Raw genomic sequence first — 24,293 nt, 5'->3', positions numbered from 1 at the left:
TTTTCATCTTGCGCGCCAAGGTAAAGTTCCGGGCGGCAGGCGCCTGCCCGCCAGATCCGTAACCAGCGCCAGCACGGCCACCAGCGCGACCGAGATGACCGAAAGCGCGGCGGCTCCGGTCGAATTGCCCTCGTATTGCAGCGAAAAGATCATCACGCCGACCGTCTCATGGCCCGCCGACCACAAAAGCGCGGAAACCGTCAGCTCGTTGATCGCCGTCAGCACGATCAGCATCGCCCCGGCGAGCGCCGAGGGCGCGACCATGGGGCCCGCGATCCGCAGGATACGACGCAGGCTCTGCGCGCCATGGATACGCGCCGCCTCATCAAGCGAGGGGTCCATCGCGCGCATCGCCGCCTCGACGGGACGCAAAACCAGCGGCAGGAAGCGGCCCAGATAGGCGATGAGCAGGATCGCCGCCGTGCCATAGATCGAGCCGATCAGCGGCAGAGGCGGCAGATAGACGAGGATCATCGCCAGCGCCAGAACCGTGCCCGGCACCACGAAAGGCGCATCGGCCACAAGGTTCAGCCCGCGCGCAAAGCGGCTTTTGCCGACCACCGCAAACCAAGCAAGGCCGATTGCCACCAGCGCCGAGAACCCCGCCGCCGCGAGTGAAAGCATCAGCGAATTGGCAAAGGCCCGCCGGATCGCCGGATTGGCCAAGGCCGCGCGCAGGTTTTCGAGGGTCGCGGTCTCAAGCGCGAAACGCACGCCAATCGCGGGCGACAGCGCCGTGACCCCAAGCGCAATCATCGGCAGAATTGCCAGCAGCGCGACGATCAGCCAAGCGGCAACCGCGACAGGCCAGCGCAGATGGCTCTGGGCAGAGCCCTCGAAGCCTTTGCCGGCAGGGAGCGGCACGCCAAAGCGGCGCTGGAAGAGATTGCGCAGCGCCAAGGCCGCCCCCGCCAGCACAACCAGCACCAGAGCCATCACCGCGACCTTGCCGATCACCCCCGGCCCAAAGCCGTTCAGCCGCTGATAAATCAGCGTCGTCAGCATCGGAAACCGCCCGGGAATGCCCAGCAGCGCTGGCACGCCGAAATTGCCGACCGCCGAGGCAAAGGCCAGAATCGCGCCCGCGGCCGCCGCCGGAAGGGTCAAGGGCAGGATGATCCGACCGGTGATCCGCGCGCCGCTTGCGCCCGAGATCCGCGCGGCCTCGATCAGATCGCCGGGGATGGCGATGAGACTGGCGCGAACGGCCAAGAAGACCAAAGGCATATGCTCGATCCCCAAAAGCCAGGCGATGCCCGCGCCTGAATAAAGCGGATTGGGCTGGCCCGCTGCAGGCGCAAGTCCAAGCGGGCCCAGCAGCGGCGAGGATGATCCCACCAGCTGGATCCAGGCCAAAGCCATGATCTGCGAGGGAATGAGAAGCGGTGACAGCGCCAGAAAGCCCAAAGCCACCTGTCCCGGCAGCCGCATCAGCCCCGAAGCATAGGCCAGCGCCATCCCAAGCCCCGCCGAGACAAGGACCGAGCCTGCCGAGACGGTCACGGTATTTCTAAACGCCTTGAGGAAGGCCGGGCTTTCCAGCACCTCGCGCGCAAGGCCAAAGGTCTCGCCCTGAGGCCCCGGCGCTAAGGCCTCGATCAACAGCCGCAGCATCGGCCAAAGCCCGGTTGCGGCCAGATAGAGGGCAATCAGGGCGACGATCACCAGATCGCCGCCCCTCAGATGCCGCTTCAGCCGGATCTCAGCCACCGAAGAGATCAGAGAATTTTTCCTTATTGGCCGTGTCTTCCGCGATGAGCTTCGGCACATCGACCGGCAGAACCTTCAGCGTTTCCGGGTCGGGATAGCCCGCCGGGCGCTCCATCCCCTTCAAGATCGGGAAATAACCCTGCTCGACCGATTGCTCTTGCGCCGATTTGCCGAGCTGCCAATCGACAAAGGCGCGCGCGCCCTCTTCGTTATCCGTGCCTTTGACGATGGCGACCGGCTGGGTGATGGTCGAGACGCCATCCTCGGGCCAGACGAAATCAACGGGCGAGCCCTTCGCCTTGGCGTTCATCGCCATATATTCGACGATGATGCCATAGGCTTTCTCGCCGCGCGCGACCGCCTCGATCACTGTGCCATTGCCCTGTCCGGCAACCGCGCCATGGGCCGCGAGATCCTCGTAATAGCCCCAGCCGAATTCGGGCTGCTGGACGATGGTGCCGACATGGATCACCGCCGCGCCCGAATAAAGCGGGCTCGGCATGATCAGCGATTTCGCCTTGTCCGCGGCCTTGAGATCCGTCCAGCTTTTGGGCGCCTCCTTGACCAGATCGGTGTTGTAGACGATGCCGGTGGTCAGCAGCTTGGTGCCGAAAAACGTCTTGTCGGGATCGACCAGATTGGCCGGGATCTCGGCGACGGGCGCATCGGCATAGGGCTGAAGGCGGCCGTCGGTTTTCAGCTGGGTCATCGCGGCCTCATCGGCCAGCAAGACGATATCCGCCGGGGTCGAGCCCGCCGCGAATTCGGCCTGAAGCTTCGACATCAGCTCGGTCGTGCCCGAGCGGAAAATCTCGACCTTCACCTCGGGATAATCCTTGTTGAAGGCCTCGACGACCTGCGCCATCTGGTCCTGCGGCTGCGAGGTATAGACCGTGATCGTGCCCGAGGGCGCGGCGAAAGCCGGACCGGCGAGTGCGGCCAAAGCAAGGGCCAGAGAGCTGATTGCGCGCATTGAGAATTCCTTTCGACATCGCGCCCGGGTCCGAACCGGACGGGGCCACCCGCACTAGGGCTGGGCCTGACTAGCGAAAGGGCCTGACAGCTCTGTGACAGTTCCGCGTGCGGCCCCGCGCGGCGCGGCTCAGACGGGCGCGGCAAAGGGTCGCGCGGCGGTCGTGAGGGCCGCATCGCCTGCACGCGGAATGACCCAGCCGCCGGTCAAAGCAAAGCGGATGCGCGCCCCCGGTGCGAGCGGGCGGTCTACGCGCAGATCAAGCGGCTCGGCCTCGGGCACGAGATCGGGGATGATTTCGAGGATGTGAAAGCCGTTTTCGAACCGCGCCGCCATGACTTCGGCGTCAAAGCCCTCGCCCGGTGCGCCTTGCGCCGCCAGATCGCGCGAATGCAGGCAGAGCCAGCCCGGCCCGACCGGCGCCACGCCCGGCAGGCGCAGCACCCTGCCGCCGAGCGTGATCTCGCAGATCTCACCCGAGCGGCGCAGCACCTCGACCGGCAAGGTCCGCCCATTGCCGACAAAGCGCGCCACCATCTGGCTGGCCGGACGGTCGAAAAGCGCGGCGGGCGGGGCGAATTGTTCTAGCCTGCCGCGATCCATCACCCCGACCAAATCCGCCACCGCCATGGCCTCGTTCTGGTCATGGGTCACGAAAATCATCGTGCAGCCGGTCGAGCTGTGGATGCGGCGAAACTCGGCCAGCATGGTCTGGCGCAGATGGGTATCGAGATTGGCCAGAGGCTCGTCGAGCAGCAAAAGCCACGGACGCGCGGCGAGACTGCGCGCCAAGGCGACGCGCTGGCGCTGACCGCCCGAGAGCTCATGCGGTTTGCGCGCCGCGAGCCCGGTCAGCCCGACCAGCGCCAGAGCTTCGGCGATCCGTTCCTCGCGCGCGGCTCGGGCCAGCCGGTTGAGGCCAAAGCCGATATTGCCCGCCACCGTCAGATGCGGCCAGAGCGCATAGGATTGAAAGACCATACCAAGGCCGCGATCCTGCGGCTCGGTGAACTGCCCCCGCCCCGCAACCCGGCGACCGGCGATGGCGATCTCACCGCTGTCAGGCCGTTCGAGCCCGGCGATCAGGCGCAAAAGCGTGGTCTTGCCACAGCCCGAAGGCCCAAGCAGCGCCACGAAAGAGCCCGAGGGAATGGTCAGGCTCACCCCGTCCAGCGCGCGGGTCTGGCCGAAAGTCAAGCGAAGCTGATCAAGGGTCACAGAGGTCATCGCGGCCTCCTATCCTTTGCGCATGTCGGTCTCATGACGGCTTGGCCTGCCCGCATGGGCGTTGGACCCGATCTGACGATGGTCCTTGCGGCGGGTCGGGGCCCCTGCGATGCTGGCGCGATCAAGGAGCTGATCATGTTGCGCGCCCTCTCGTTGTTTTTGCTACTGGCCTGCGCTGGCGGTGCCGTGGCCGGTCTTTGGGGCGGATCGCCTGAACCGGATGCGAAGGTCGCGATCTCGGGCCTCTCGCAGCAGCTTTTCAACGACCCGGATGCGCCGGTGATCGGCAACCCCCACGGCACGATCACCATCGTCGAATTCACCGATTACAATTGCAGCTATTGCCGCAAGAATGCCCCCGAGCTTGACGCGCTTCTGAGCGCCCATCCCGAGCTGCGGCTGGTGATCCGCGAATGGCCGATCTTTGGCGAGGAGTCGACCCTTGCCGCGGCCGCGGCTCTGGCCGCGCAAAAGCAAGGAAAATACCCCGAATTTCACGCGCTGCTGATGGCGACCTACGGACCGACCTCGGAGCCCGCGATCCGGCGAGCGGCACTGGCGGTCGGTCTCGATCTGCCCCAGATGATGCAGGACATCGACAGTCCCGAGATCTACGCCCATTTCGAGCGCTCGGACTTTCTGGCCGAGGCTTTGGGGATTGCAGGCACGCCGAGCTTCGTCATCGGAGATCGGGTGATCTTTGGCTATCTTGGCCGGGGCGATCTGGAAGAGATCCTGAGCGATGGCGGGCTTTTGACGAAAAAGTAAGGCCGACGCTTGCGGCGTCGGCCTGATCGCAAGGGCGGATTGGCTCTGGTGAAGCCAAAGGCGCCCGGTCCACTCAGTTCTTGATCGGATCGTGAGAGCCGCCAGCCGGATCGCGTGCCGGATCGGGCGCTTCGCCCAGAGCCATGAAATCGGCATGGGCCTCGGCCGAGGGCGAATTGCCGTCAACGGTCACCAGCTGGCCGGTCTTTTCATTATAGATCAGCTCGATGGCATTGCCGTCCCGATGGCCGGTCGCGACAATCTTGCCGGCGTCCCGGGCGACGCTGATATCGGTCACGCCGCGCGCGGTCAGGAAATCCGTAATCTGAACGTCGCTCAAGCCCTTATAGGCCAGCGGCACCGAGGATTCCGGAGCCTTTCCCTCGGTCGTAACGGTGGTGCTTTGGGCAAAGGCCGCCCCCGCCATAAGACCGGTGAGAGCGCCGACTTTGAGAATTGTAGCAGCGATTTTAAGAGGTGACTTCAGCATGGCTCGTCTCCTTCTGCTTCAGACATTGAAGCAACTCGGAGCCCGCCGCGTGGGTTGCATCCGTCACCCAATCGTGACCCCGGTTCAGGTGGTGATCTGAACCCCCATGTGCTTGGCAACAGTGAAGATATCCTTGTCGCCCCGGCCCGAAAGGTTGACCACCATCAGGTGATCCTTCGGCAAGGTCGGCGCGAGTTTCTGGACATAGCCAATCGCATGGCAGGGTTCGAGCGCGGGAATGATGCCCTCGGTCTCGCACAGAAGCTGGAAGGCCCCGAGCGCCTCGGTATCGGTCGCGCTGACATATTCGGCGCGGCCCTGCTCTTTGAGCCAGGCGTGCTCTGGCCCGATGCCCGGATAATCGAGACCAGCAGAAATCGAATGGCCCTCGAGGATCTGACCCTCGGCATCTTGCAGCAGATAGGTGCGGTTGCCATGCAAGACGCCCGGACGCCCACCGGTCAGGCTGGCGCAATGCTCCATGCGCTCATCGACGCCCTTACCACCCGCTTCGACGCCGATGATGCGGACCGAGCGGTCATCGAGGAAGGGGTGGAAAAGCCCCATCGCATTCGAGCCGCCGCCGATCGCCGCAACGACGCTGTCGGGCAGACGCCCCTCTTGCGCAAGGATCTGCTGCTTGGTCTCGCGCCCGATGATGGCTTGGAAATCGCGCACCATCGCCGGATAGGGATGCGGGCCTGCAACCGTGCCGATGCAATAGAACGTGTCGCGGACATTGGTCACCCAGTCGCGCAAGGCGTCGTTCATCGCATCTTTCAGCGTGCCGCGGCCCGAGGTGACCGGCACGACTTCCGCGCCCAGAAGCCGCATGCGGAAGACGTTCGGCGCCTGACGCTCGACATCGGTCGCGCCCATATAGACGATGCATTTCAGCCCGAAGCGCGCGCAGACGGTCGCCGTCGCCACGCCATGCTGGCCCGCGCCGGTTTCCGCGATGATCCGGGTCTTGCCCATGCGGCGCGCCAGCAGGATCTGGCCCAGCACGTTGTTGATCTTGTGGCTGCCTGTATGGTTCAGCTCTTCGCGCTTGAGATAGATCTTCGCGCCATTCAGACGCTCGGTCAGGCGCGGTGCGAAATAGAGCGGCGAGGGACGGCCGACGTAATGGGTCCAGAGATCTTCCATCTCGGATTTGAACGCCGGATCGGTCTTGGCCTTTTCATATTCCTTTTCGAGATCGAGGATCAGCGGCATGAGGGTTTCGCTGACGAAGCGCCCGCCGAAAATACCGAAACGACCCTGCTCATCGGGTCCGGTCATAAAGCTGTTCGCGAGATCATCCGCCATGGCGCATCCTGTCTTGAAAATCCGGGCTTGGCATCTGCCACCTGCCTAGAGGGATTTCTTATATCCGATATGGGAAGGGGTAAAGCCAAGCCGCTCATAGAAGCGATGGGCGTCGGTGCGGATCTTGTTGGTGGTGAGCTGCAAGATCGCGCAACCGGCCGCGCGGGCCCGCGCCTCAGCGTCCTTCATCAGCGCCTCACCGATACGTTGGCCCCGGCGAGAGGCTGCGACACGCACACCCTCGATCTGGCCACGCCGGGTCGCGCCAAGCGAGAGGCTGGCGATGAAGGTGATCTGGTAACAAGCAATCAGCTCGCCGCCCTCTTCGCCGACGATCAAATGATTGGCCCCTTCCGATTGCATGGTGCGGAAGGCGGAAAGATAGACGCTCGGATCGGCATTCTCGCGCCATTTGCCAAGCTCATCATCGAGCAAAAGCGCAACGACAGCGGGCACATCAGCCTCGGTTCCCTCGCGCCAGATCATGATTGCGCCGCCGCGACAAAAGCGCGGATCTTACCCAGATCCTTGACCCCCGGTGCGCTTTCGACGCCGGACGAGACATCGACGCCCTGCGCGCCGGTCAAGCGGATCGCCTCGGCGACATTGTCCGGGGTCAGCCCGCCAGCCAGCAGCCAGGGCTTGAGCCAGCGCCGCCCGACCAGCAGCCGCCAGTCAAAGGCAAGCCCATTGCCTCCGGGCAAATCCGCATCCGGCGCGGGCTTGGCGTCGACGAGCAGCAGATCGGCGACAAGGCCGTAATCCCAAAGCTGGTCGAGATCCTCGCGCCCCGCGACGCCCACCGCCTTCATCACCGGAAGCCCGGTCAGCGCGCGGACCTCTGCCACGCGGGCGGGGCTTTCCGTGCCGTGAAGCTGGATAATGTCGAGCGGCACCTGTGCCAGCACCTCGGTCAGAAGCGCATCCTCGGGATTGACGAAAAGCCCGACCCGGGCGACGCCAACCGGCACGACCTCGGCCAGCTCTGCCGCGCGTTCGGGCGTGACGGCTCGGGGGGATTTCGCAAAGAAAACAAAGCCGATATAGCGCGCCCCGGCTTCAGCCGCGGCGCGGATCGACTCGGGCTCGGACAGCCCGCAGATCTTGACGGCAGCAGACATCAGCGCCCCGCCGCAGGCACAACCGCCGTCGAGCCTGCGCCCGCAGGTTTGGTCGAAGCCGTGTCGAGGATCGCCAGAACCTCATCCTGCTTGCCGGCGCGCGCCGGGCGCAAATGGCCGACCTCGCGCTCAAGCCGGGCGAGTTCCGCGGCGCGCCGGCTCAGTTCGGCGCGCATTCCCGCCTCGCGCAGCCATTCCCAGATCAGGCCGATCACGACGCCGAACATGACGACCAGCAGAAACGCAATAAAGGCGGGCATGGTCAGCGACCAGGTCCCGCCCAGATATTGCCCGAACTGCGCCGGAAACAGATTGACCGTGACCATCTGCCGGTTGGCCAGAGCCACCCCGATCAGGACGATGGCCAGGAGAATCACGAAAGCCAGCCGTAACACGCGCATGGAAAATCCCTCAGATCACTGCGCGGCCAATCTGACCTATTCGGTCAGACCGTTCAACCGGTCGCGAAGCAATTTGCCGGTCTTGAAGAAGGGAACATGCTTCTCCTCGACGCTAACGGAATCGCCCGTTCGCGGGTTGCGTCCGGTGCGGGCCTCCCGCTGCTTCACGGAAAAAGCACCAAAGCCGCGCAACTCGACCCGGTCGCCCCGGGCCATGGCGCTGATGACCTCTTCAAAGACGGTGTTCACAATGCGCTCGACGTCGCGCTGGAACAGATGCGGATTTTCTTCGGAGATCTTCTGGATCAGTTCAGAACGGATCATCTTCTACCCTGTGACTGGAACCGAATGGAGTGTGGAGACCGTTGGCCGCCACGATTGAGCCTCATTATGAACGTGCGACGGATCATATAGTTGCAGATGATCCGGGCCAACCGCACTCTTTTGAAGCAAAAAAAAGAAACCCGCCCCGGTCACGAGGTCCAGAGCGGGCTTCCTGTTCTGTTCGGGCCGGATTGCGCAAATGGCTCCGGCCCGGTTGGTCATCAGTTGCGGTTCTTCAGAGCCGCACCGAGGATGTCGCCAAGCGAGGCGCCCGAGTCCGACGAGCCATACTGTTCGACGGCTTCTTTCTCTTCGGCGATCTCGCGTGCCTTGATCGACAGGCCCAGACGACGGGTCTTGGTGTCGATGTTGGTGACGCGGGCGTCAACATTGTCGCCAACGTTGAAACGCTCGGGGCGCTGGTCCTGACGGTCGCGGGCGAGATCCGAGCGACGGATGAACGACTTGACGCCGTTATACTCGACCTCAACGCCACCTTCTTCGATCGCGGTGATGGTGACGGTGACGACATCGCCACGTTTCACGCCATCAACGGCTTCCGACATGGTGTCGTTTTCCAGAGCCTTGATCGAGAGCGAGATGCGCTCTTTCTCGACATCAACTTCCTGAACGACGGCTTTCACCATATCGCCCTTGCGGAAGTCCTGGATCGCGTCCTCGCCGCGGACATCCCACGAGATATCCGAGAGGTGGACCATGCCGTCGATATCGCCTTCGAGGCCGATGAACAGACCGAATTCGGTGATGTTCTTGACTTCGCCTTCGATCTGGGTGCCGGCCGGATGAGTTTCGGCGAAGACTTCCCACGGGTTGCGCTGGGTCTGCTTGAGACCAAGCGAGACGCGGCGTTTGGCTTCGTCGATTTCCAGAACCATGACCTCAACCTCTTGCGAGGTGGACACGATTTTGCCGGGGTGCACGTTTTTCTTGGTCCAGGACATTTCGGACACGTGGACCAGACCTTCGACACCAGCTTCCAGCTCGACGAACGCGCCGTAGTCGGTGATGTTGGTCACGCGGCCCTGATGGACCGAGCCGATCGGGAACTTGTTGGCAACCGTATCCCACGGATCGGCCTGCAGCTGTTTCATGCCGAGGCTGATGCGGTGGGTGTCTTTGTTGATCTTGACGACCTGGACCTTGACGGTCTCGCCGATCGACAGGATCTCCGACGGGTGGTTAACGCGGCGCCAAGCCATGTCGGTGACGTGCAGCAGGCCGTCAACGCCGCCGAGATCAACGAAGGCACCGTATTCGGTGATGTTCTTGACAACACCCTCGACGGTCTGACCTTCGGTGAGGTTCGCGATGACTTCCGCACGCTGTTCGGCGCGGCTTTCTTCGAGGATCGCGCGGCGCGACACAACGATGTTGCCACGGCGACGGTCCATTTTCAGGATCTGGAACGGCTGCTTCAGACCCATGAGCGGGCCAGCGTCGCGCACCGGACGGACGTCGACTTGCGAACCCGGAAGGAAGGCAACAGCGCCGCCCAGATCGACCGTGAAGCCGCCTTTGACGCGACCGAAGATCGCACCATCGACGCGCTCTTCAGCAGCATAGGCTTTCTCAAGACGATCCCAAGCTTCTTCGCGGCGAGCTTTCTCGCGCGAGATCGAAGCTTCACCGCGGGCGTTCTCGACGCGGTCCAGATAGACCTCGACTTCGTCGCCAACAGCGATTTGCGCTTCTTCGCCGGGATTTGCGAATTCTTTCAGATCAACGCGGCCTTCCATCTTGTAGCCGACGTCGATGATGGCCTGGCCTGCCTCGATGGCGATGACCTTGCCTTTGACAACCGAACCCTCTTCGGGGGTGTCAATCTCGAAGCTCTCTTTCAAGAGGGCTTCAAATTCGTCCATTGCAGCTTTAGTGCTCATGCGAACAGTTTTTCCTTTGCACGTGTTTACTGGCCATGCGGTTGTCTCCGCCGGTCTTTATTCGCCTCTCGGGCAGAACGAAGGGTCGTAGCTATAGAGCCCGACCCAACTTAAAAGCGGTCTGTTATGACCATGTTGCCGATTGACTTGGCGCGCATATAGCCCCAAATCCGCAAGAAGGCAACAGTTTCCGCCGCTGCCCGCTGGAATTGGCGCAAGCCTCAGCCGCGCGCCGCCTGAACGGCAGCCACCGCTTGCGCCACCGCCTCGTCGATCGAGAGATGAGAGGTGTCGAGCAGGATGGCATCCTCGGCCTGCACCATCGGCGCTACATCGCGGGCCGCATCGCGCGCATCGCGCTCGCGGATCTGGGCGAGCATGTCCTCGACAGAAGCACCAAGTTCGGCCGCACGCCGTGCCGCCCGGGTCTCGTCATTGGCGATGACGTAAAGCTTCACCTCGGCGCTGGGGCAGATCACCGTGCCAATATCGCGCCCGTCGAGCACCGCGCCGGGTTCCTGCCGGGCAAACTGGCGCTGGAAGGCGACCAAGGCCGCGCGAACCTCGGGGATGGCCGCGACCTTTGACGCCGCCTGCCCCGCTTCGGCGCTACGCAGATCGGCCCGGTCGAGATCCGCCGCGACCAAAGCCTGCGCCACCTGAACCGGATCGCCGCCCTGAACCCCCACCGCACGATAGAGCAGCCCGGTATCGAGATGGGCGAAGCCGAACTGGCGCGCAAGCGCCCTGGCAATCGTCCCCTTGCCGGAGGCCGCGGGACCGTCGATGGCGATCGTAAATGGCATTCTCTCTCCTTGCCGCCCCGGATCGGGCGCGGACCTCCTGCGCTTGACGCTCCTTGCCACAGGCCCGGCAGGCTCGTCCAGAACCCGTCTTATCCAAAGAGAAGGCCAATGCCGGTCAAAAAAGCGCAGAAATAGAGAGGCGCATCCCGATAATCGCATTGCATCCGCCGGCCAATCGGCGAAAATCCTCTCATCACGACCGTGCAGCCTCGCCGCGCGCAGAACAGACAGGAGGGACGAATGCTCCAGCACATCGAGCCATTCAGCCGGATGCAGAGCGTCGCCGAGGTCTGGAGCTATCTCTCAAACGCTCTGACCCAGCTTGGCTTCCCCTTTACGCATTATACAGTGACCCGCGTGCTCGAAAGCGACAGCGTCGCGATGCCATGCGACAAGATCACGCTGTCGAACCTGCCGCATGGGCTGATCGAGCGCTTTCGTCTGGGCGATCTTTCCCAGACCGCGCCGCTGCATCGCTGGCTGAACGAACATGGCGGCGTGAGCTCGCTTGAGCGGGTCTTCAACGACTGGGACCGGGGAGCCCTGTCGCCGCGCGAGATCGCGACCCTGACCGCCTTTCTCGAACGCGGGCATCTTGCGGCCTATGGGATCAGCCTTCACCACATCGCGCCGCGCCATCAGGGAACGATCGTGCTGGGCGCGCCCGTCGGCATGACCCAGCCCGAGCTGGATCTGATCTGGGACCGCCATCACGCTCAGGCGATTGCGCTGGCCTCGCTGGCGCAGATGCGCATCGCCTCCCTGCCCTTCGGCGGCGGCCTTCTGCCCCTGACCCAACGCCAGCGCGAGGTGCTCGAATGCATCTCGGCGGGCAAAAGCACGGCAGAGATCGCCGAAATCCTGAAAATCTCTGCCCCAACGGTCGAGAAGCACCTGCGCCTTGCGCGCTCGACTTTGGGGGTGCGCACCACGGCGCAAGCGATTGTGCTAGCCAGCCTGCGCAATCAGATCTTCATCGCAGAGCCGCGCCCGCTGCCGGGCGAAATCAGCGGAAGCCGCGCAGCCTGACCCGGCTCCAAGTCTCGCGCACCAGCCAGTCGCGCCAGTCGACGGCGTTTCGGGCTGCAAACCCAAACCCCACCGCAAGACACCGGCACTCGCTCAAACCGCGCCACAAATGAAAACACCGGCCCAAGGGCCGGTGTTTTTGCCTTCGAAGACCTGAAAGATCAGGCGCCGGCCATGGTCTTGGCGACCTCGGCGGCAAAGTCTTCTTCTTTCTTCTCGATGCCTTCGCCGACTTCAACGCGGGCATAGCCGGTGATCTCGACGCCCGCGTCTTTCGCAGCCTGAGCCACGGTGACATCGGGGTTGATGACGAATTTCTGGCCGAGAAGGGTCACTTCCTCGAGGAATTTCGCCATACGGCCTTCGATCATCTTCTCGATCACGGCTTCGGGCTTGCCCGATTCACGTGCCTGCTCGGTCAGAACGGTTTTCTCACGCTCGACCAGAGCCGGATCGAGATCCTTTTCCGACAGCGAGGCCGGGTTGGTCGCTGCGATATGCATCGCGAACTGTTTGCCGATCTCTTCGGCTTTGTCTTTCGGACCGTTCAGCGCAACCAGAACGCCGATCTTGCCCATGCCAGCGGTCGCGGCATTGTGGACATAGGAGACGACGGTCTCGCCTTCGAGAACGTGCAGACGGCGCAGCGTCATGTTCTCGCCGATACGCGCGATGGCTTCGCTCAGAACCTCGTCAACGGATTTGCCGTTGAGCTGGGTCTGACGCAGCACTTCGAGCTCTTCACCGGTGGTCAGAGCCAGATCGGTGATTTCGCGAACGAGTTTCTGGAAATCGGCGTTTTTGGCAACGAAATCGGTTTCCGAGTTCAGCTCGATGGCAACGCCACGGCCGTCGCCGACGGACACGCCGACCAGACCTTCAGCGGCCACGCGGCCGGATTTCTTCGCCGCTTTCGCGAGACCTTTGGTGCGCAGCCAATCAACGGCCGCTTCCATGTCGCCATCGGTTTCGGTCAGCGCCTTCTTGGCGTCCATCATGCCTGCGCCGGTCGCTTCGCGCAGGTCTTTCACCATCGCTGCAGTGATCGCCATCGGATGTCTCCTTGCTTCGCTTTGCAATGCGTCAGGCGGGGCTTATCCCCGCCTGATGTCAATTCCATGAATTACCGATCGCGCAGCGATCAGGCTTCGGCTTCAACTTCTGCGTTGTCCAGCTCTTCGACCGGAACATCGGCCAGAGCGCCAAGATCGACACCCGCCGCGCCCATTTGGGCCGACATGCCGTCCAGAGCCGCACGGCTGACGAGATCGGTATAGAGCGCGATGGCACGAGCCGCGTCGTCGTTGCCCGGAATGATGTAGTCAACGCCTTTGGGCGAGCAGTTGGTGTCGACGATGGCGACAACCGGGATGCCCAGCTTGTTGGCTTCGAGGATCGCGAGATCTTCTTTGTTCACGTCGACGACGAAGAGCATGTCCGGCAGGCCGCCCATATCGCGGATGCCGCCAAGGCTCGCTTGCAGTTTGCCCTGCTCGCGTTCCATGTGAAGACGCTCTTTCTTGGTCAGGCCTTCCGCGCCTGCGCCAAGGGTCTCGTCGATGGCTTTGAGGCGCTGGATCGACTGGGAAACGGTTTTCCAGTTGGTCAGCGTGCCACCGAGCCAGCGGTGGTTCATGTAGTACTGAGCCGATTTCTCAGCAGCTTCGGCGATCGATTTCTGCGCCTGACGCTTGGTGCCGACGAAGAGCACGCGGCCACCTTTCGCGACGACGTCACGAACGGCTTTCAGGGCCTGCTCGAGCATCGGAGCGGTCTGGGTCAGGTCAACGATATGGATACCGTTGCGCTCGCCATAGATGTACTGGCCCATACGCGGGTTCCAGCGCTGAGTCTGGTGGCCATAGTGAACGCCAGCTTCCAAGAGCTGACGCATGGAGAATTCGGGAAGCGCCATGTTCGTTCCTTTCCGGTTTGCGCCTGGGCAGGGTTTTCAGGATCAAGTCCCAACCGGTGGACCTTCGGCGGATTTTTCCCGCCGGGGCCCGACCCCGCCTGTGAAGTGAGCGCCAAATAATCTGACTACCGGCGGATTTCAACCCCCTATCGTCATGCGGCCTCAGCGCGGGGGAAATCGGTGCCTGAGGTCGGCTTTGGGGCAAAATACCCGGCTTTTTATGGGTTCGGCTCGGATTCGGGCATTTTCATGCATTCTGAGCTTCGGCCGTAAACCACGGATTAACCCGTAGCGGTTCATATGGGCTGGTGAAGTGAGGAAAGGACAGCAATTGCCAAGACATCTGTTGACCGCGGTCTCCGTGGCGGGCGCCGCATGAATATCGTGACACTCGCCTCCCGCCTCGACCTGACGGAAGCCTCCGGCCTCGCCGCCGCGCTGAATGCCCATTCTGGCCAGCCCGTGACCCTGGATGCTGGCAATGTCGAACACCTGGGGGGCCTCTGCCTTCAGGTTCTCCTCGCCGCCGCACGCCAGTGGCGCGAAACAACCTGCGAATTCGCCATCACACCTCGATCTGCCCCTTTCAGCGACGCTCTCACCATTTTCGGCGTCGACCCATCCGAATTCGGAGAGGAAATCCATTCATGAGCCTTAATGTCCTTGCTGTCGATGACAGCCGCACCATGCGCGACATGGTCAAGCTGTCCCTCTCCGCCGCGGGAATGTCCGTCACCGTCGCCGAAGACGGGGTCGATGGGCTGCGCGTCCTCGACGAGATGGAAACGATGCCGGATGCGATCATTTCGGACATCAACATGCCGCGCCTCGATGGCTTCGGCTTCATCGAAGCGGTGCGCAAGATCGACCATCTGCGCGCCGTGCCGATCCTGGTTCTGACCACCGAAAGTGCGCCGGAACTTAAGGCCCGCGCGCGCAACGCCGGGGCAACCGGCTGGATCGTGAAACCCTTCGACCCGCAAAAGCTCGTCAAGACGCTTCAAATGGTCACGGGCTGAGGAGCGCGCCGATGTCGCATGACCCGATGGCCGAAATCCGCGCTTCCTTCTTCATCGAATGTGAAGAGCTCCTGGAAAGCCTTCAGGATGCCCTTCTCGCGCTGGAGTCAGGGGGACATTCCAACGAAACAATCAACGTGGTTTTCCGCGCGGTCCATTCGATCAAGGGTGGTGCAGGGGCCTTCGGGCTCGATGCGCTCGTCAGCTTCGCCCACCGGTTCGAAACCGTTCTGGACGAGCTGCGCTCGGATCGGCTGGAGCTGACGCCCGAGGCAATCAAGCTCTTCTTCCAAGGCGCTGACGTTCTTCAGGATCAGATCCGTGCGGCTCAGGTCGACGGGCCGGAGCCAGAGGCCGCTCCGGCCGTCCTCGCCGCACTCGAAGCCTTGATAGGCGGTGTCGCCGAAGAAGAGGAAGAGGTCGTTGACTTCACGCCCGCCGGCCTGAGCTTTGCCTTCGGCTCCGACGATGACACGAATGCAGAAGGCGGTCTCGGCGACGCCGATCTCGATGAAGGTATCGGTGAACTGCCGATCTGGTCGATCCATTTTCGCCCGGATGCCTCGCTCTATTCCTGCGGCAATGAAGCGCTTTTAATCATCAAAGCCCTGCAGGAACTCGGTGAGGTCTCCGCCCGCTGTGTAATCCCAGAAGAGCTTCCTCTGGTTGAAGAGCGCGCCGAACTTCCCTCGCTCGCATGGGATATCGAGCTCCATGCCGATTGCACTGAAAAGGAAATCCGCGAGGTTTTCGACTTCGTAGCAGATGTCTGCGACCTCACGATCAAACAGACGACGGAGGCAGCGCTCTCCTCCCCTTTTCCTGATGCCGATGCGCTCGTCGGCGTGAATATGAGCGAAACCGCCGCGGAGCTCCCTCCCCCTGCTGTTGAAGCAGAGGCAGCCAAGCCCGAAGAAAGCAGCCAGCCAGAGCCGCCCACCGCGCGCCCGGCTCCCTCGCCTCCGGCCGCTCCATCGCGCGCACCCCAGGCACCGACCAGCGAACCTGTCGCGACAACGGTTCGGGTCGACCTCGAACGGATTGACCGGCTGGTCAACTTGGTGGGCGAGCTCGTGATCAACCAGGCTATGCTCGCTCAAAGCGTCAACGAAGCCGGCATGGCTGAGCATCCGGCTGTCGTGAACGGCCTCGAAGAGTTCATGATGCTCACCCGGGACATCCAGGACAGCGTCATGATGATCCGGGCGCAACCGGTGAAACCACTCTTCCAGCGCATGTCCCGCATTGTTCGCGAGGCCTCTAACGCGGTTGGAAAAGAGGTGCGCTTCCGGACCGAGGGCGAAAATACGGAGGTCGACAAAACAGTCATTGAAAGACTGGCCGACCCCCTCACCCATATGATCCGCAACGCCGTCGACCACGGCCTAGAAACACCCGAAAAACGTCTGGAAGCCGGCAAGTCCTCCGAGGGGACGATTACTCTCCTTGCGTCACACCGCGCCGGTAGGATCATCATCGAAATTTCGGATGACGGCGCAGGCATCAACCGGCCAAAAGTCCGTGAGATCGCCATTGCGAAAGGCCTCATTCCAGCCGATGCGATCCTAACCGACACAGAAATAGACAACCTGCTCTTTCTCCCGGGTTTTTCAACCGCCTCTCAGGTATCGGCACTTTCAGGACGCGGTGTCGGAATGGATGTCGTCAAAAGTGCTATTGGAGCACTTGGTGGACGTATTACGATCAGCAGCGAGCCGGGAAAGGGAACCACTTTTTCAATTTCACTCCCCTTAACTTTGGCTGTGCTAGATGGCATGGTCGTTCGCGTTGCAGATCAAACCCTTGTCGTTCCGCTCAACTCTATCGTTGAAACAGCAACCCTAACATCCGAAAATATTAAACCGATCGGATCCTCTGCTGAGCTCCTGCATATCAGAGGAGATTTCGTTGCCCTTCACGATCTGGGAACCAGGTTGGGCTTTCGTCAGCAAAAAGATCGACTCGAGAACTCCATCGTCATTCTAACAACCCAGGACGATGGTAGCCGTGCCGCGCTGATCGTCGACTCAATCATGGAGCAACGGCAAGTGGTCATTAAAGGCCTTGGCCAGAACTATGGCAACATCCCTGGTGTCGCCGCAGCGACAATTCTCGGGGATGGTCAAATTGCACTAATTCTGGATCCTTCAAACCTAGCTCAACCCAAGCAACTGCAGAATGAGCTTCACTAGTTACGTTTAAGGAAACGAAGCCATGAATGATCAATTTCAGCAAGCGAACCCAAATGAGATGGAGCTTCTTGCCTTTCGCCTCGGCGAACAAGAATATTGCATCGACATTATGTCGGTGCGCGAAATTCGAGGGTGGACGAATGCAACTCCGCTTCCATTCTCCCCCGCTCATGTCGTTGGAGTAATCAACCTTCGAGGAACCATCCTGCCGGTACTTGACCTCGCAATTCGCCTAAAAATGAAGGCAACATCTGCGAGCGATAAGAATGTCATCATCGTGGTCGATGTCAACAATCAAACCGCAGGCCTGCTTGTTGACGCTGTATCTGACATCATTAGCATCGCACCCAATGACCTACAGATACCTCCAGACCTAGGAAACGACGATATGAAAAGTTGTATCCGATCCCTAACACTAATAGAAAATCGCCTGATAAGAGTATTAGATCTAGACCTCGTTATCCCTCAAACTACGTCGGAAAACCAATGAGAAGCCCATCCGCTATGGAGGCCACCGCCGAAAAGCTCGCCTATAGACGAATCTCAGAAATCATAAAGGAAGCATCCGGCATATCTCTGGGCGAGAGTAAGATCGATCTAATCAAATCGCGGCTACTTAAGAGAATGCTCCATCATAGCTGCGAAAACATCGACAGCTATTTAAGCATACTCGAAGGCAACAAGGCCAATCAAGAGATTCCCCATCTAATATCTGCCATCACAACAAATTACACTAACTTCTTCCGAGAGGAGCATCATTTCAAAATATTACGTGAACAAATTTTAGCACCAATAGCTCGCTCTGGAAATCCACTAAATATCTGGTCCGCAGGTTGCTCCAGCGGTCAAGAGCCCATATCCATCGCTATAGAATGTTTAAATACGCTGCCCGACTCGGCCACAAGGATAAAAATCACGGCATCCGACATAGACACAGATATTCTGAATCGCGCCAAGCTTGGAACATTTCATGAGAGCGAGACAGGAAATCTAAACGCAAACCTATTGAAAAAGCATTTCTCAAGCACCCCACCGCACTACACTGTCAATCATAACATATCTCGAATGATTGAATATCGGCAAAAAAACCTTCTCCTTGATTTTCGAGACCTTCCTGAGTTCGAAGTAATATTTTGTAGAAATGTATTAATTTACTTTACCCCCGAAGATCAAGTAAATATCTGGCAAAAATTAATAAATAAGACCGCCCTCGGTGGATGGCTATTTGTCGGCCATTCCGAGCGTATCCCTGATACTCTCAGAGGGAAAATAACACCCCAAGGCCATACAAGCTACCAAAGAACACAGTAAGGATCGAACGGTGAGCATTAAAGATAAACTTCAAATCCTGATCGTCGACGACATGTCAACAAGCCGCGGCCTTATATCCCAGGCCTTAGAAAGCCAAGGGCTCACCAACATTCACCAGGCTGGAGATGGCTCCGAAGCATTAAAAATCCTGAACTCGCGCCCGATTCACCTCGTCTTATCTGATTTCAACATGCCAGGCATGGATGGATTAAGCTTACTGGCAAAAATCAGAGGAAACTCCGTGATTAAATCCATCGGCTTCATCCTCATAACCGGAAGAGCCGACAAAGCGATTATCGATCGTGGGAAATCTCTTGGCATGAATAATTTCATAAAAAAGCCATTCACCCCCGGTGAGTTGAAAGCCTGCATCGAAGCGGTTGTAGGGAAAATCACTTGAGAGAAGATATTGCGGCGCTTATTTTAAACACTTCAGACCTTCTCCAGCTATGCCACAAATCATGCGTGTCTTTCCAAAACCATCTTGGAGATACGGTATTCGCGGAGACACTAGCAAAACACAGCTCACTCACCACAACCTCGCAGAGACTCCCCGATGCGCACAACACCCGGATAGATAACGTCGAAAAAATCACAGGACTTATTCAAGAAATCGACCTTATCTCGCAAGCTTTAAGCGATGCAAGTAAGGCACTGTATATAATTTCGAGGTCAATTGTATTAATGGAAGACGCCCAAAGGGAGTTAGCGAGCTATTTAGACTTAGATGCTGTATATAAGTATTTACTTAGATCAACGAGCGACCGCGAGAACCTCAACAATGAAGCGGACCTGCGATCTATCCTTTCGCCACCAACCGAGAGCCGTGATCCGGACATCTTTTAACCGACTCTGCCTGGCGTGTAGGCGCTGGATTTTTCTCTGGACCTGCGGAGAACTGTCGCAGAGAGTGCTACTACAGGAATTATGACTGCTGGGCTCCCCTCCCACCTTGCTACAACACACCTCCGGCCCTTTAACATGGCAAACATGGTTTCGACGGGCGCCCGGCACGTTTCTTGCCTAACAGCTCTCTATCGATCGAGAATGCAGGCCTTTTAGTGACGTCTCTTCGTGCGGCTCCAGACGAAAGGGCGAACCTCTGGGATCGATCTCATCTACAGGCTCTGGCGTGAGAAAGAGTTAGCGTTGCGCAAAGCCAAAGCACGACGCAAGACCATCGGAACCAGATCCCAATCTTGGTGAAGGCACAGGGTAATGCGCTCTGGTCGCCGAATTTCATTCACGACCAGTTCGGCTGCTAATGCCGCTTCCAGGTACTGAACTTCGTTGATGACGTCACACGCGAATGCCTCGCTGAGATTCATGACACATCTATCTTGGACCGCCGTGTGGTGAGGGAACTGAGTGCGCTAATCGAACGCCGCGGCGAACCAGAATTTTGATAAGTTGCCGGATGCTGACCCACAGCAATTCAACTTTCAAGGAAATGCTCTGCCTCCTTAACCCCAAGTTGACCTGCATCGGGCTGACTATCGAGAATGCCGCGCTGCGTGACGATTACCGCCTAGTCTGGCTGGCAGATGTAGATCGGAATCTGCCTAAAGAACTTTTCTTTGCAGCTGAACTCGTTCTAAACAATAACGGATAGCAGTTCATTAGCCGACGATTATCTCATTAGCATGCTGATATTGTGATAAAATTTACAAACCTAGAAAATTTGAACCTCTGATTTCCACCTTCAGAAAACAGGCAGTGACGGTTGCTCGCGAATGGCCCCAATTTTGTGGCTGATTCGCATTCACTTAAAATCGCGTGACTTCACCGAGTTGTGCGCGCACAGTTTGCGGCGGTGCCGACATGACCTACGCCTTGCCTCGCCGACCGCCCCGTCAGCCAATTATACCGCGCGGGAGCTCCTACCATGGACGTTTTGCGGGCGGCCCGAGGACCGAGCAGGCGGCAACAATAGTATTCTAATATGCCCGTGGCCCCATGAGGTTTCCATTACGTCACTAGCTAACAGCATCCCCGACCCCGACCCCGACCCCGACCCCGACCTAGCAGAGCATGTGAAGCGGGTGCGGAAGGAAGCCTTTAAGTGATCGTGGCGCGCCTGCACCATGAGAGGACCACAAGCCCATTACTCGCATTCGCGGACATTATCGAATGGATCGAAGAAATCGCCCGCCTCGACCAGCCCAACGGTGGGAGGCGTAGTGGCGGTGCGCCGTTGCCCAAATTGCATAGGTTAAATGCTGGATGATGACATCCATTGCCGATGCCGATCGTCGCCATGCCCCTCCAAAGGGTCTCGAGCTCTCAAGAGAGGCAAAATCACGTCGTTAGAGAGTGATGATCAAGAGCAGGAGCCCCGCCAATGACAGACCAGCCCGATCTCTCCCCCGCGACGGCGTGCGGCACGATGAAGGCGCATGGGTTGATTGACAACACAGGCGCGGGTGATGGACTAATGCTGAGCTACAGCGGTATGGCTCAGGCACCTCATGTGCTGCCGGACGGTGACCCAAAACAACGCCACTTTGTTTGGCACAACGTGAATGGGCTTGTAGTCGCCAAAGCCGCCACACAGGACAATTACGAGGCCCAACATCCACGCCATGATCCAGCCTGCAAGCGCGCAGCCGGTGGCGTGGCACATCGAAAACCTAATCCTTTGCCGAGCACACCTTATCGTAAGCGCTACGGCTCCACCCTATGCGGCGAGCCTTGACGTCTGGCTAAAGTGCCAGGGCATGAGGTCCTCGATGCGGGATTTCGGATGTCCATCGAGAATGGCCTGAAGAGTGTTTGCGATATAGTCGACAGGGTTCACGCTGGACATTTTGCAGGTGGCGACCAGCGATGCCAGCATTGCCCAGTTCTCAGCGCAGGTTTCATTGCCGGCAAAAAGTGCATTTTTTCTCGTAAGAGCTATTGGGCGGATCTGGTTCTCGACCGGGTTGGTGTCCAGCTCAGGTGTGCCGTCCTCGAGGAAGCGGATCAGGCCGGGCCAATGTGCAAGGGTGTAGCGGATATCCTCGGCCAGTTGGGTTTTCCGCGGAATGCAGGAGAGCTTGGCCTCCAGCCACGGCTTGAGCGCGGCGATGACCGGTGCCGAACAGCCGCGCCGATCAGCAAGGCGAAGGGTTGGATCCTTTGCTCGGACCGTCTTCTCGACCTGATAAAGCAGCGCAATCTAGCGCAGCATCTCCTCCGCAATGGGTGAGCCCTCATTCTCGAAGCGCTTCACGAAGCGACGGCGAACATGGGCCCAGCAATAGACCAGTTGCCAGGGGCCGTTGTCGCGCTCCATCCCGGTCATCGCATTTTAGGCCTGATAGGCGTCGCATTGCGGGAACCGGCCCCGGTATCCGCCGAGGAACTTCAGCGGATGCTCTTTTCCCCGGGCAGGGGAATAGTGGAACAGCACAATCGGCGGTCCGGCACCGCCATGTCCGCGATCATCGGACACGACGGCCCAGAAGTATCCGCTCTTTGTGGCCTTTCGGCCGGGGTCCAACACCGGGGCGCGGGTCTCGTCGACGAAGATCCGGTCCGCACCGCGCAGATGAGCGCGCATGTGGTCAATGACCGGCGTCAGATGGAAGCAGGCACGACCGACCCAGTTGCCAAGCGTGCCACGATCTACATCGCCCCCCCTGCCGCTTGAAGATCTCGGCCTGGCGGTAGAACGGAAGGTGGTCGTCAAACTTCGAGACGAAGATCCAGGCGATGAACTGCTCCGTGGGCATTCCGTCAGGCACCACATGCTCGGGAGCATGAGCTCGCGCCACAGTCTGAGAGCAGCGACGGCAAGCATATTTGGGTCGACGCGTCACCAGAACCCGGAACTGGGCGGGGATCAGGTCGAGGCGTTTGGACACGTCCTCCCCGATCCGCGCCATCTCGCAACCGCAGGGACACAGGGTGCTGGCGGGTTCGATCACGCGCTCGATCCGGGGCAGATGCGCCGGCAGATGCTCGCGGTTGCGCGCAGGTTTGCGAGGTGTCTTTGCCCCCAATCCCTGTAGCGCCGCCTCGGCCTTTTCCTGTGCCGCCTCGAGCACGCCCTGAGCAAGCTCGGCATCCTCCAAGGGCAGGTTGAACTGGTCGGGTGACAGCTTCTCAGAGCTTTTGCCAAACTGCGCGCGTTGCGCCGTGCGCAAAATGTCCTCCAGGCGACGGCTAGCCTCCTGCACTTCGGATAGCGCCGCCTCAAGCTCGGCCAGGCGAGCCTTCAGAAGGGTGTTTTCCGAGGCAAGAGCATCCATGGCTCAAAGTGAAACTTGGATTATCCCTTTCAGCCAGCAAAAACAGGCATTGCCAAGCGATCGACCAATCAGCCTGCTATCAAAGGGCGCCGTGCTCGCTCAGGTCGGACAAGGCGCCAGTCCAAGCCCTCGAACAACGCGGCCATCTGTGCGGACGAAATCCGCATCACGCTGTCCCGCACTTGCGGGCAGACGAACTTGCCGTCTTCCAGTCGCTTGTGAACCAGCACCATGCCGGTCTCATCCCAGACCAGAAGCTTGATCCGGTCGGCGCGCTTGGCCCGAAACACAAAGACCGCCCCGCAAAAGGGATCCAGCCCGAACATCTCCTGGACTGCCAGGGCCAAGCCGTCGATACCCTTGCGGAAGTCGACCGGTCGGGTTGCCACAAAGACCTTCACTGGCCCGCCCTGACCCAGTATCATGACATTGCCGCCCGAGCCGCGCGGATCGCCCGCGTCAAGTGGACCTCATCTGCACCGGCACGGGCGCGGATCACAACATCGCCGACCACGATCTCCACCTCCGAGGGAGCGCGGGGCGGCGGCACAGGCGCAGCACCGCTCTCGGCAACCAGTTCCGCAAACATCGGCAGGGACGCTACGCTCTCGGGCATCATCAAGTGCCCCATCCGCAGCTTGTTGCGCCAATTATAAATCTGCCAACGTGTCGTGCCGTGTTTGCGGGCAATGTCGGCCACCCGCATCCCCGGGATCAGGCTCTCTGCCGCGATCCGCGCCCGCTCCGCTTCTGCTCGCTGCCGCCGACCACTCGGTCCCTCGATCATCTCCAGCCGGGAAACCGAACCATCGCAGGAGCCGTCTAAATGGAAGCCCACTTCTTTGCCTCTTGCCCAATCCCAAGCCCCTAAACCGATACACGCCAACAATGGCCGGTTCAGCTTAGCAATGGCAGGAGGGGATCGGCGTCGCGCTTACACCTTATCGAAGATGCCGAATGAGTGACTAAGGAGGCCACGCTTGTGTAAGACAATGATGCACAGGCAGGTGGTGTCGCGCCCCTACTCCACCCCTGTCGTGAGCGTCGCGGTGAGCAGAGAGGCAGACGGCGCATCGAAACCGCACCAAACGACACAGGCAAGCTTTTGCTCGCTTACTCTGTCGGTATCGTTCGCGGGCGCCATCTGGACTACTCCAAGGCGGGCTTGGCCGTGGAAGGATATCCGACCGCTACATGAGGCCGAGAGCGCGGGAAGCAAGATCACTCCCTAGAGGCCTACGCCGAAGCGTCCCGCTCTCCGGCACCCGGTGAGCAGGACTTGAAACCGCTCAATCTGCGCTACGTGGGAGAGGTGATGCTTCCTGTCCTTTTCGCCATCTTGAACCGCCTCCAGCTGTTCAGCATATCTCTGCGAATGGCCCTAGAGCCCCCCTATCGAACGCAAAAACAGTTCGAGGGCGCTATTTGATTAGCACAACATTCCCCTCCTAACGGAAAGGGAAGATTGCGCGAGGGGCTTGGATGAACGCAAAGGCTCGTGACTATACTCGAACCCGCATTTATTGACATGTGCAGACGACGCCTTCGAACCCCATTGGT

At 60.1% G+C, this 24,293-nt stretch carries 25 protein-coding genes and 2 pseudogenes; 11 read left to right on the top strand and 16 right to left on the bottom strand.

Annotated elements, in window-relative coordinates:
- Positions 1-3: 3 nt before the first annotated feature.
- The 3 genes from JCM7686_RS06380 to JCM7686_RS06370 form a co-directional block, all read right to left on the bottom strand.
- On the bottom strand, positions 4-1,710 hold the full coding sequence (locus JCM7686_RS06380; protein ID WP_051201524.1) for an ABC transporter permease: 1,707 nt from the start codon (positions 1,708-1,710) through the stop codon (positions 4-6).
- On the bottom strand, positions 1,703-2,683 hold the full coding sequence (locus tag JCM7686_RS06375; RefSeq protein ID WP_020950035.1) for an ABC transporter substrate-binding protein: 981 nt from the start codon (positions 2,681-2,683) through the stop codon (positions 1,703-1,705). Before JCM7686_RS06375 ends, JCM7686_RS06380 begins: the two co-directional genes overlap by 8 nt.
- Positions 2,684-2,812: 129 nt before the next feature.
- Positions 2,813-3,910 carry an ABC transporter ATP-binding protein gene (locus JCM7686_RS06370; RefSeq protein ID WP_020950034.1) on the bottom strand — a complete coding sequence of 366 codons (1,098 nt, stop codon included), beginning with the start codon at positions 3,908-3,910 and terminating at the stop codon, positions 2,813-2,815.
- A 33-nt stretch (positions 3,911-3,943) separates the two neighbouring features.
- Between JCM7686_RS06370 and JCM7686_RS06365 the strand changes: the two genes are divergently transcribed.
- Positions 3,944-4,678, top strand: coding sequence for a DsbA family protein (locus tag JCM7686_RS06365; protein ID WP_084621036.1), 735 nt, complete (start codon positions 3,944-3,946; stop codon positions 4,676-4,678).
- 73 nt (positions 4,679-4,751) lie between these two features.
- Here the strand turns inward: JCM7686_RS06365 and JCM7686_RS06360 are convergent, their stop codons facing one another.
- The 8 genes from JCM7686_RS06360 to JCM7686_RS06325 all read right to left on the bottom strand — a co-directional run bounded on the left by JCM7686_RS06360 (position 4,752) and on the right by JCM7686_RS06325 (position 11,032).
- A complete protein-coding gene (locus JCM7686_RS06360; RefSeq protein WP_020950032.1) occupies positions 4,752-5,168 on the bottom strand; it encodes a hypothetical protein in 417 nt (138 codons plus the stop codon).
- Positions 5,169-5,252: 84 nt separating this feature from the next.
- A complete protein-coding gene (gene trpB / locus JCM7686_RS06355; RefSeq protein ID WP_020950031.1) occupies positions 5,253-6,479 on the bottom strand; it encodes a tryptophan synthase subunit beta in 1,227 nt (408 codons plus the stop codon).
- A 45-nt stretch (positions 6,480-6,524) separates the two neighbouring features.
- A complete protein-coding gene (locus JCM7686_RS06350) occupies positions 6,525-6,968 on the bottom strand; it encodes a GNAT family N-acetyltransferase (protein WP_041527177.1) in 444 nt (147 codons plus the stop codon).
- The gene (locus JCM7686_RS06345; RefSeq protein WP_020950029.1) at positions 6,962-7,600 is read right to left on the bottom strand and encodes a phosphoribosylanthranilate isomerase; all 639 of its coding nucleotides are present in this window, start codon (positions 7,598-7,600) and stop codon (positions 6,962-6,964) included. Before JCM7686_RS06345 ends, JCM7686_RS06350 begins: the two co-directional genes overlap by 7 nt.
- Entirely contained in the window at positions 7,600-8,001 is a 402-nt protein-coding gene (locus JCM7686_RS06340; RefSeq protein ID WP_020950028.1) for a LapA family protein, read from the bottom strand. Before JCM7686_RS06340 ends, JCM7686_RS06345 begins: the two co-directional genes overlap by 1 nt.
- A gap of 36 nt (positions 8,002-8,037) precedes the next feature.
- Positions 8,038-8,325, bottom strand: a complete 288-nt coding sequence (gene ihfB, locus JCM7686_RS06335) for an integration host factor subunit beta (RefSeq protein WP_020950027.1) — start codon at positions 8,323-8,325, stop codon at positions 8,038-8,040.
- A 221-nt stretch (positions 8,326-8,546) separates the two neighbouring features.
- Positions 8,547-10,226, bottom strand: a complete 1,680-nt coding sequence (gene rpsA / locus JCM7686_RS06330) for a 30S ribosomal protein S1 (protein ID WP_020950026.1) — start codon at positions 10,224-10,226, stop codon at positions 8,547-8,549.
- Positions 10,227-10,447: 221 nt separating this feature from the next.
- Positions 10,448-11,032: a (d)CMP kinase gene (locus JCM7686_RS06325; RefSeq protein WP_020950025.1), complete on the bottom strand. Its 585-nt coding sequence runs from the start codon at positions 11,030-11,032 to the stop codon at positions 10,448-10,450.
- 240 nt (positions 11,033-11,272) lie between these two features.
- Here JCM7686_RS06325 and JCM7686_RS06320 point away from each other — a divergent pair, with 240 nt between their 5' ends.
- Entirely contained in the window at positions 11,273-12,061 is a 789-nt protein-coding gene (locus JCM7686_RS06320; protein WP_020950024.1) for a helix-turn-helix transcriptional regulator, read from the top strand.
- Between the two features lie 161 nt (positions 12,062-12,222).
- Here JCM7686_RS06320 and tsf read toward each other — a convergent pair whose 3' ends face one another.
- Both tsf and rpsB read right to left on the bottom strand, forming a co-directional pair.
- The gene (gene tsf / locus JCM7686_RS06315) at positions 12,223-13,113 is read right to left on the bottom strand and encodes a translation elongation factor Ts (protein ID WP_020950023.1); all 891 of its coding nucleotides are present in this window, start codon (positions 13,111-13,113) and stop codon (positions 12,223-12,225) included.
- Between the two features lie 89 nt (positions 13,114-13,202).
- Positions 13,203-13,976, bottom strand: coding sequence for a 30S ribosomal protein S2 (gene rpsB, locus JCM7686_RS06310; RefSeq protein WP_020950022.1), 774 nt, complete (start codon positions 13,974-13,976; stop codon positions 13,203-13,205).
- Positions 13,977-14,351: 375 nt separating this feature from the next.
- Here rpsB and JCM7686_RS06305 point away from each other — a divergent pair, with 375 nt between their 5' ends.
- The 9 genes and pseudogenes from JCM7686_RS06305 to JCM7686_RS24305 all read left to right on the top strand — a co-directional run bounded on the left by JCM7686_RS06305 (position 14,352) and on the right by JCM7686_RS24305 (position 21,193).
- Entirely contained in the window at positions 14,352-14,627 is a 276-nt protein-coding gene (locus JCM7686_RS06305; RefSeq protein ID WP_041527175.1) for an STAS domain-containing protein, read from the top strand.
- Entirely contained in the window at positions 14,624-14,995 is a 372-nt protein-coding gene (locus JCM7686_RS06300) for a response regulator (RefSeq protein WP_020950021.1), read from the top strand. The genes JCM7686_RS06305 and JCM7686_RS06300 overlap by 4 nt, the downstream gene beginning before the upstream one ends.
- Before the next feature lie 11 nt (positions 14,996-15,006).
- Positions 15,007-17,187: a chemotaxis protein CheA gene (locus JCM7686_RS06295; protein WP_020950020.1), complete on the top strand. Its 2,181-nt coding sequence runs from the start codon at positions 15,007-15,009 to the stop codon at positions 17,185-17,187.
- Between the two features lie 22 nt (positions 17,188-17,209).
- Positions 17,210-17,677, top strand: coding sequence for a chemotaxis protein CheW (locus tag JCM7686_RS06290; RefSeq protein ID WP_020950019.1), 468 nt, complete (start codon positions 17,210-17,212; stop codon positions 17,675-17,677).
- Positions 17,678-17,691: 14 nt separating this feature from the next.
- Positions 17,692-18,498 (top strand): CheR family methyltransferase, encoded by an 807-nt coding sequence (locus JCM7686_RS23900; RefSeq protein WP_020950018.1) that lies wholly within the window; start codon positions 17,692-17,694, stop codon positions 18,496-18,498.
- Between the two features lie 10 nt (positions 18,499-18,508).
- Positions 18,509-18,898, top strand: coding sequence for a response regulator (locus JCM7686_RS06285; RefSeq protein WP_041527174.1), 390 nt, complete (start codon positions 18,509-18,511; stop codon positions 18,896-18,898).
- Positions 18,895-19,344 (top strand): hypothetical protein, encoded by a 450-nt coding sequence (locus JCM7686_RS24310; protein ID WP_148292584.1) that lies wholly within the window; start codon positions 18,895-18,897, stop codon positions 19,342-19,344. Before JCM7686_RS06285 ends, JCM7686_RS24310 begins: the two co-directional genes overlap by 4 nt.
- Positions 19,345-19,563: 219 nt before the next feature.
- Positions 19,564-19,895, top strand: a pseudogene (locus JCM7686_RS24920) (IS3 family transposase); the annotation flags it as partial.
- A gap of 944 nt (positions 19,896-20,839) precedes the next feature.
- Positions 20,840-21,193, top strand: coding sequence for a hypothetical protein (locus tag JCM7686_RS24305; RefSeq protein ID WP_148292583.1), 354 nt, complete (start codon positions 20,840-20,842; stop codon positions 21,191-21,193).
- On the opposite strand, the pseudogene tnpC reads toward JCM7686_RS24305, so the two are convergent.
- The 3 genes and pseudogenes from tnpC to JCM7686_RS06250 form a co-directional block, all read right to left on the bottom strand.
- A pseudogene (gene tnpC, locus JCM7686_RS06260) lies at positions 21,176-22,733 on the bottom strand (IS66 family transposase). The gene JCM7686_RS24305 and the pseudogene tnpC sit on opposite strands and share 18 nt — an antisense overlap.
- A gap of 68 nt (positions 22,734-22,801) precedes the next feature.
- Entirely contained in the window at positions 22,802-23,134 is a 333-nt protein-coding gene (gene tnpB / locus JCM7686_RS06255) for an IS66 family insertion sequence element accessory protein TnpB (RefSeq protein ID WP_201769417.1), read from the bottom strand.
- A 20-nt stretch (positions 23,135-23,154) separates the two neighbouring features.
- Positions 23,155-23,571, bottom strand: a complete 417-nt coding sequence (locus tag JCM7686_RS06250; protein WP_041527170.1) for a transposase — start codon at positions 23,569-23,571, stop codon at positions 23,155-23,157.
- Positions 23,572-24,293 lie beyond the last annotated feature (722 nt).

This window comes from Paracoccus aminophilus JCM 7686, assembly GCF_000444995.1.
Lineage (GTDB): Bacteria > Pseudomonadota > Alphaproteobacteria > Rhodobacterales > Rhodobacteraceae > Paracoccus > Paracoccus aminophilus.
This window is presented reverse-complemented; position numbering and strand designations above follow the sequence as displayed.

Excerpts from the sequence above, each read along its gene's own strand:
- JCM7686_RS06375 (WP_020950035.1), bottom strand. The coding sequence starts at position 2,683 with ATGCGCGCAATCAGCTCTCTGGCCCTTGCTTTGGCCGCACTCGCCGGT.
- JCM7686_RS06370 (WP_020950034.1), bottom strand. The coding sequence starts at position 3,910 with ATGACCTCTGTGACCCTTGATCAGCTTCGCTTGACTTTCGGCCAGACC.
- JCM7686_RS06365 (WP_084621036.1), top strand. The coding sequence starts at position 3,944 with ATGACGGCTTGGCCTGCCCGCATGGGCGTTGGACCCGATCTGACGATG.
- JCM7686_RS06360 (WP_020950032.1), bottom strand. The coding sequence starts at position 5,168 with ATGCTGAAGTCACCTCTTAAAATCGCTGCTACAATTCTCAAAGTCGGC.
- trpB (WP_020950031.1), bottom strand. The coding sequence starts at position 6,479 with ATGGCGGATGATCTCGCGAACAGCTTTATGACCGGACCCGATGAGCAG.
- JCM7686_RS06345 (WP_020950029.1), bottom strand. The coding sequence starts at position 7,600 with ATGTCTGCTGCCGTCAAGATCTGCGGGCTGTCCGAGCCCGAGTCGATC.
- JCM7686_RS06340 (WP_020950028.1), bottom strand. The coding sequence starts at position 8,001 with ATGCGCGTGTTACGGCTGGCTTTCGTGATTCTCCTGGCCATCGTCCTG.
- ihfB (WP_020950027.1), bottom strand. The coding sequence starts at position 8,325 with ATGATCCGTTCTGAACTGATCCAGAAGATCTCCGAAGAAAATCCGCAT.
- rpsA (WP_020950026.1), bottom strand. The coding sequence starts at position 10,226 with ATGAGCACTAAAGCTGCAATGGACGAATTTGAAGCCCTCTTGAAAGAG.
- JCM7686_RS06325 (WP_020950025.1), bottom strand. The coding sequence starts at position 11,032 with ATGCCATTTACGATCGCCATCGACGGTCCCGCGGCCTCCGGCAAGGGG.
- JCM7686_RS06320 (WP_020950024.1), top strand. The coding sequence starts at position 11,273 with ATGCTCCAGCACATCGAGCCATTCAGCCGGATGCAGAGCGTCGCCGAG.
- tsf (WP_020950023.1), bottom strand. The coding sequence starts at position 13,113 with ATGGCGATCACTGCAGCGATGGTGAAAGACCTGCGCGAAGCGACCGGC.
- rpsB (WP_020950022.1), bottom strand. The coding sequence starts at position 13,976 with ATGGCGCTTCCCGAATTCTCCATGCGTCAGCTCTTGGAAGCTGGCGTT.
- JCM7686_RS06305 (WP_041527175.1), top strand. The coding sequence starts at position 14,352 with ATGAATATCGTGACACTCGCCTCCCGCCTCGACCTGACGGAAGCCTCC.
- JCM7686_RS06300 (WP_020950021.1), top strand. The coding sequence starts at position 14,624 with ATGAGCCTTAATGTCCTTGCTGTCGATGACAGCCGCACCATGCGCGAC.
- JCM7686_RS06295 (WP_020950020.1), top strand. The coding sequence starts at position 15,007 with ATGTCGCATGACCCGATGGCCGAAATCCGCGCTTCCTTCTTCATCGAA.
- JCM7686_RS06290 (WP_020950019.1), top strand. The coding sequence starts at position 17,210 with ATGAATGATCAATTTCAGCAAGCGAACCCAAATGAGATGGAGCTTCTT.
- JCM7686_RS23900 (WP_020950018.1), top strand. The coding sequence starts at position 17,692 with ATGGAGGCCACCGCCGAAAAGCTCGCCTATAGACGAATCTCAGAAATC.
- JCM7686_RS24305 (WP_148292583.1), top strand. The coding sequence starts at position 20,840 with ATGACAGACCAGCCCGATCTCTCCCCCGCGACGGCGTGCGGCACGATG.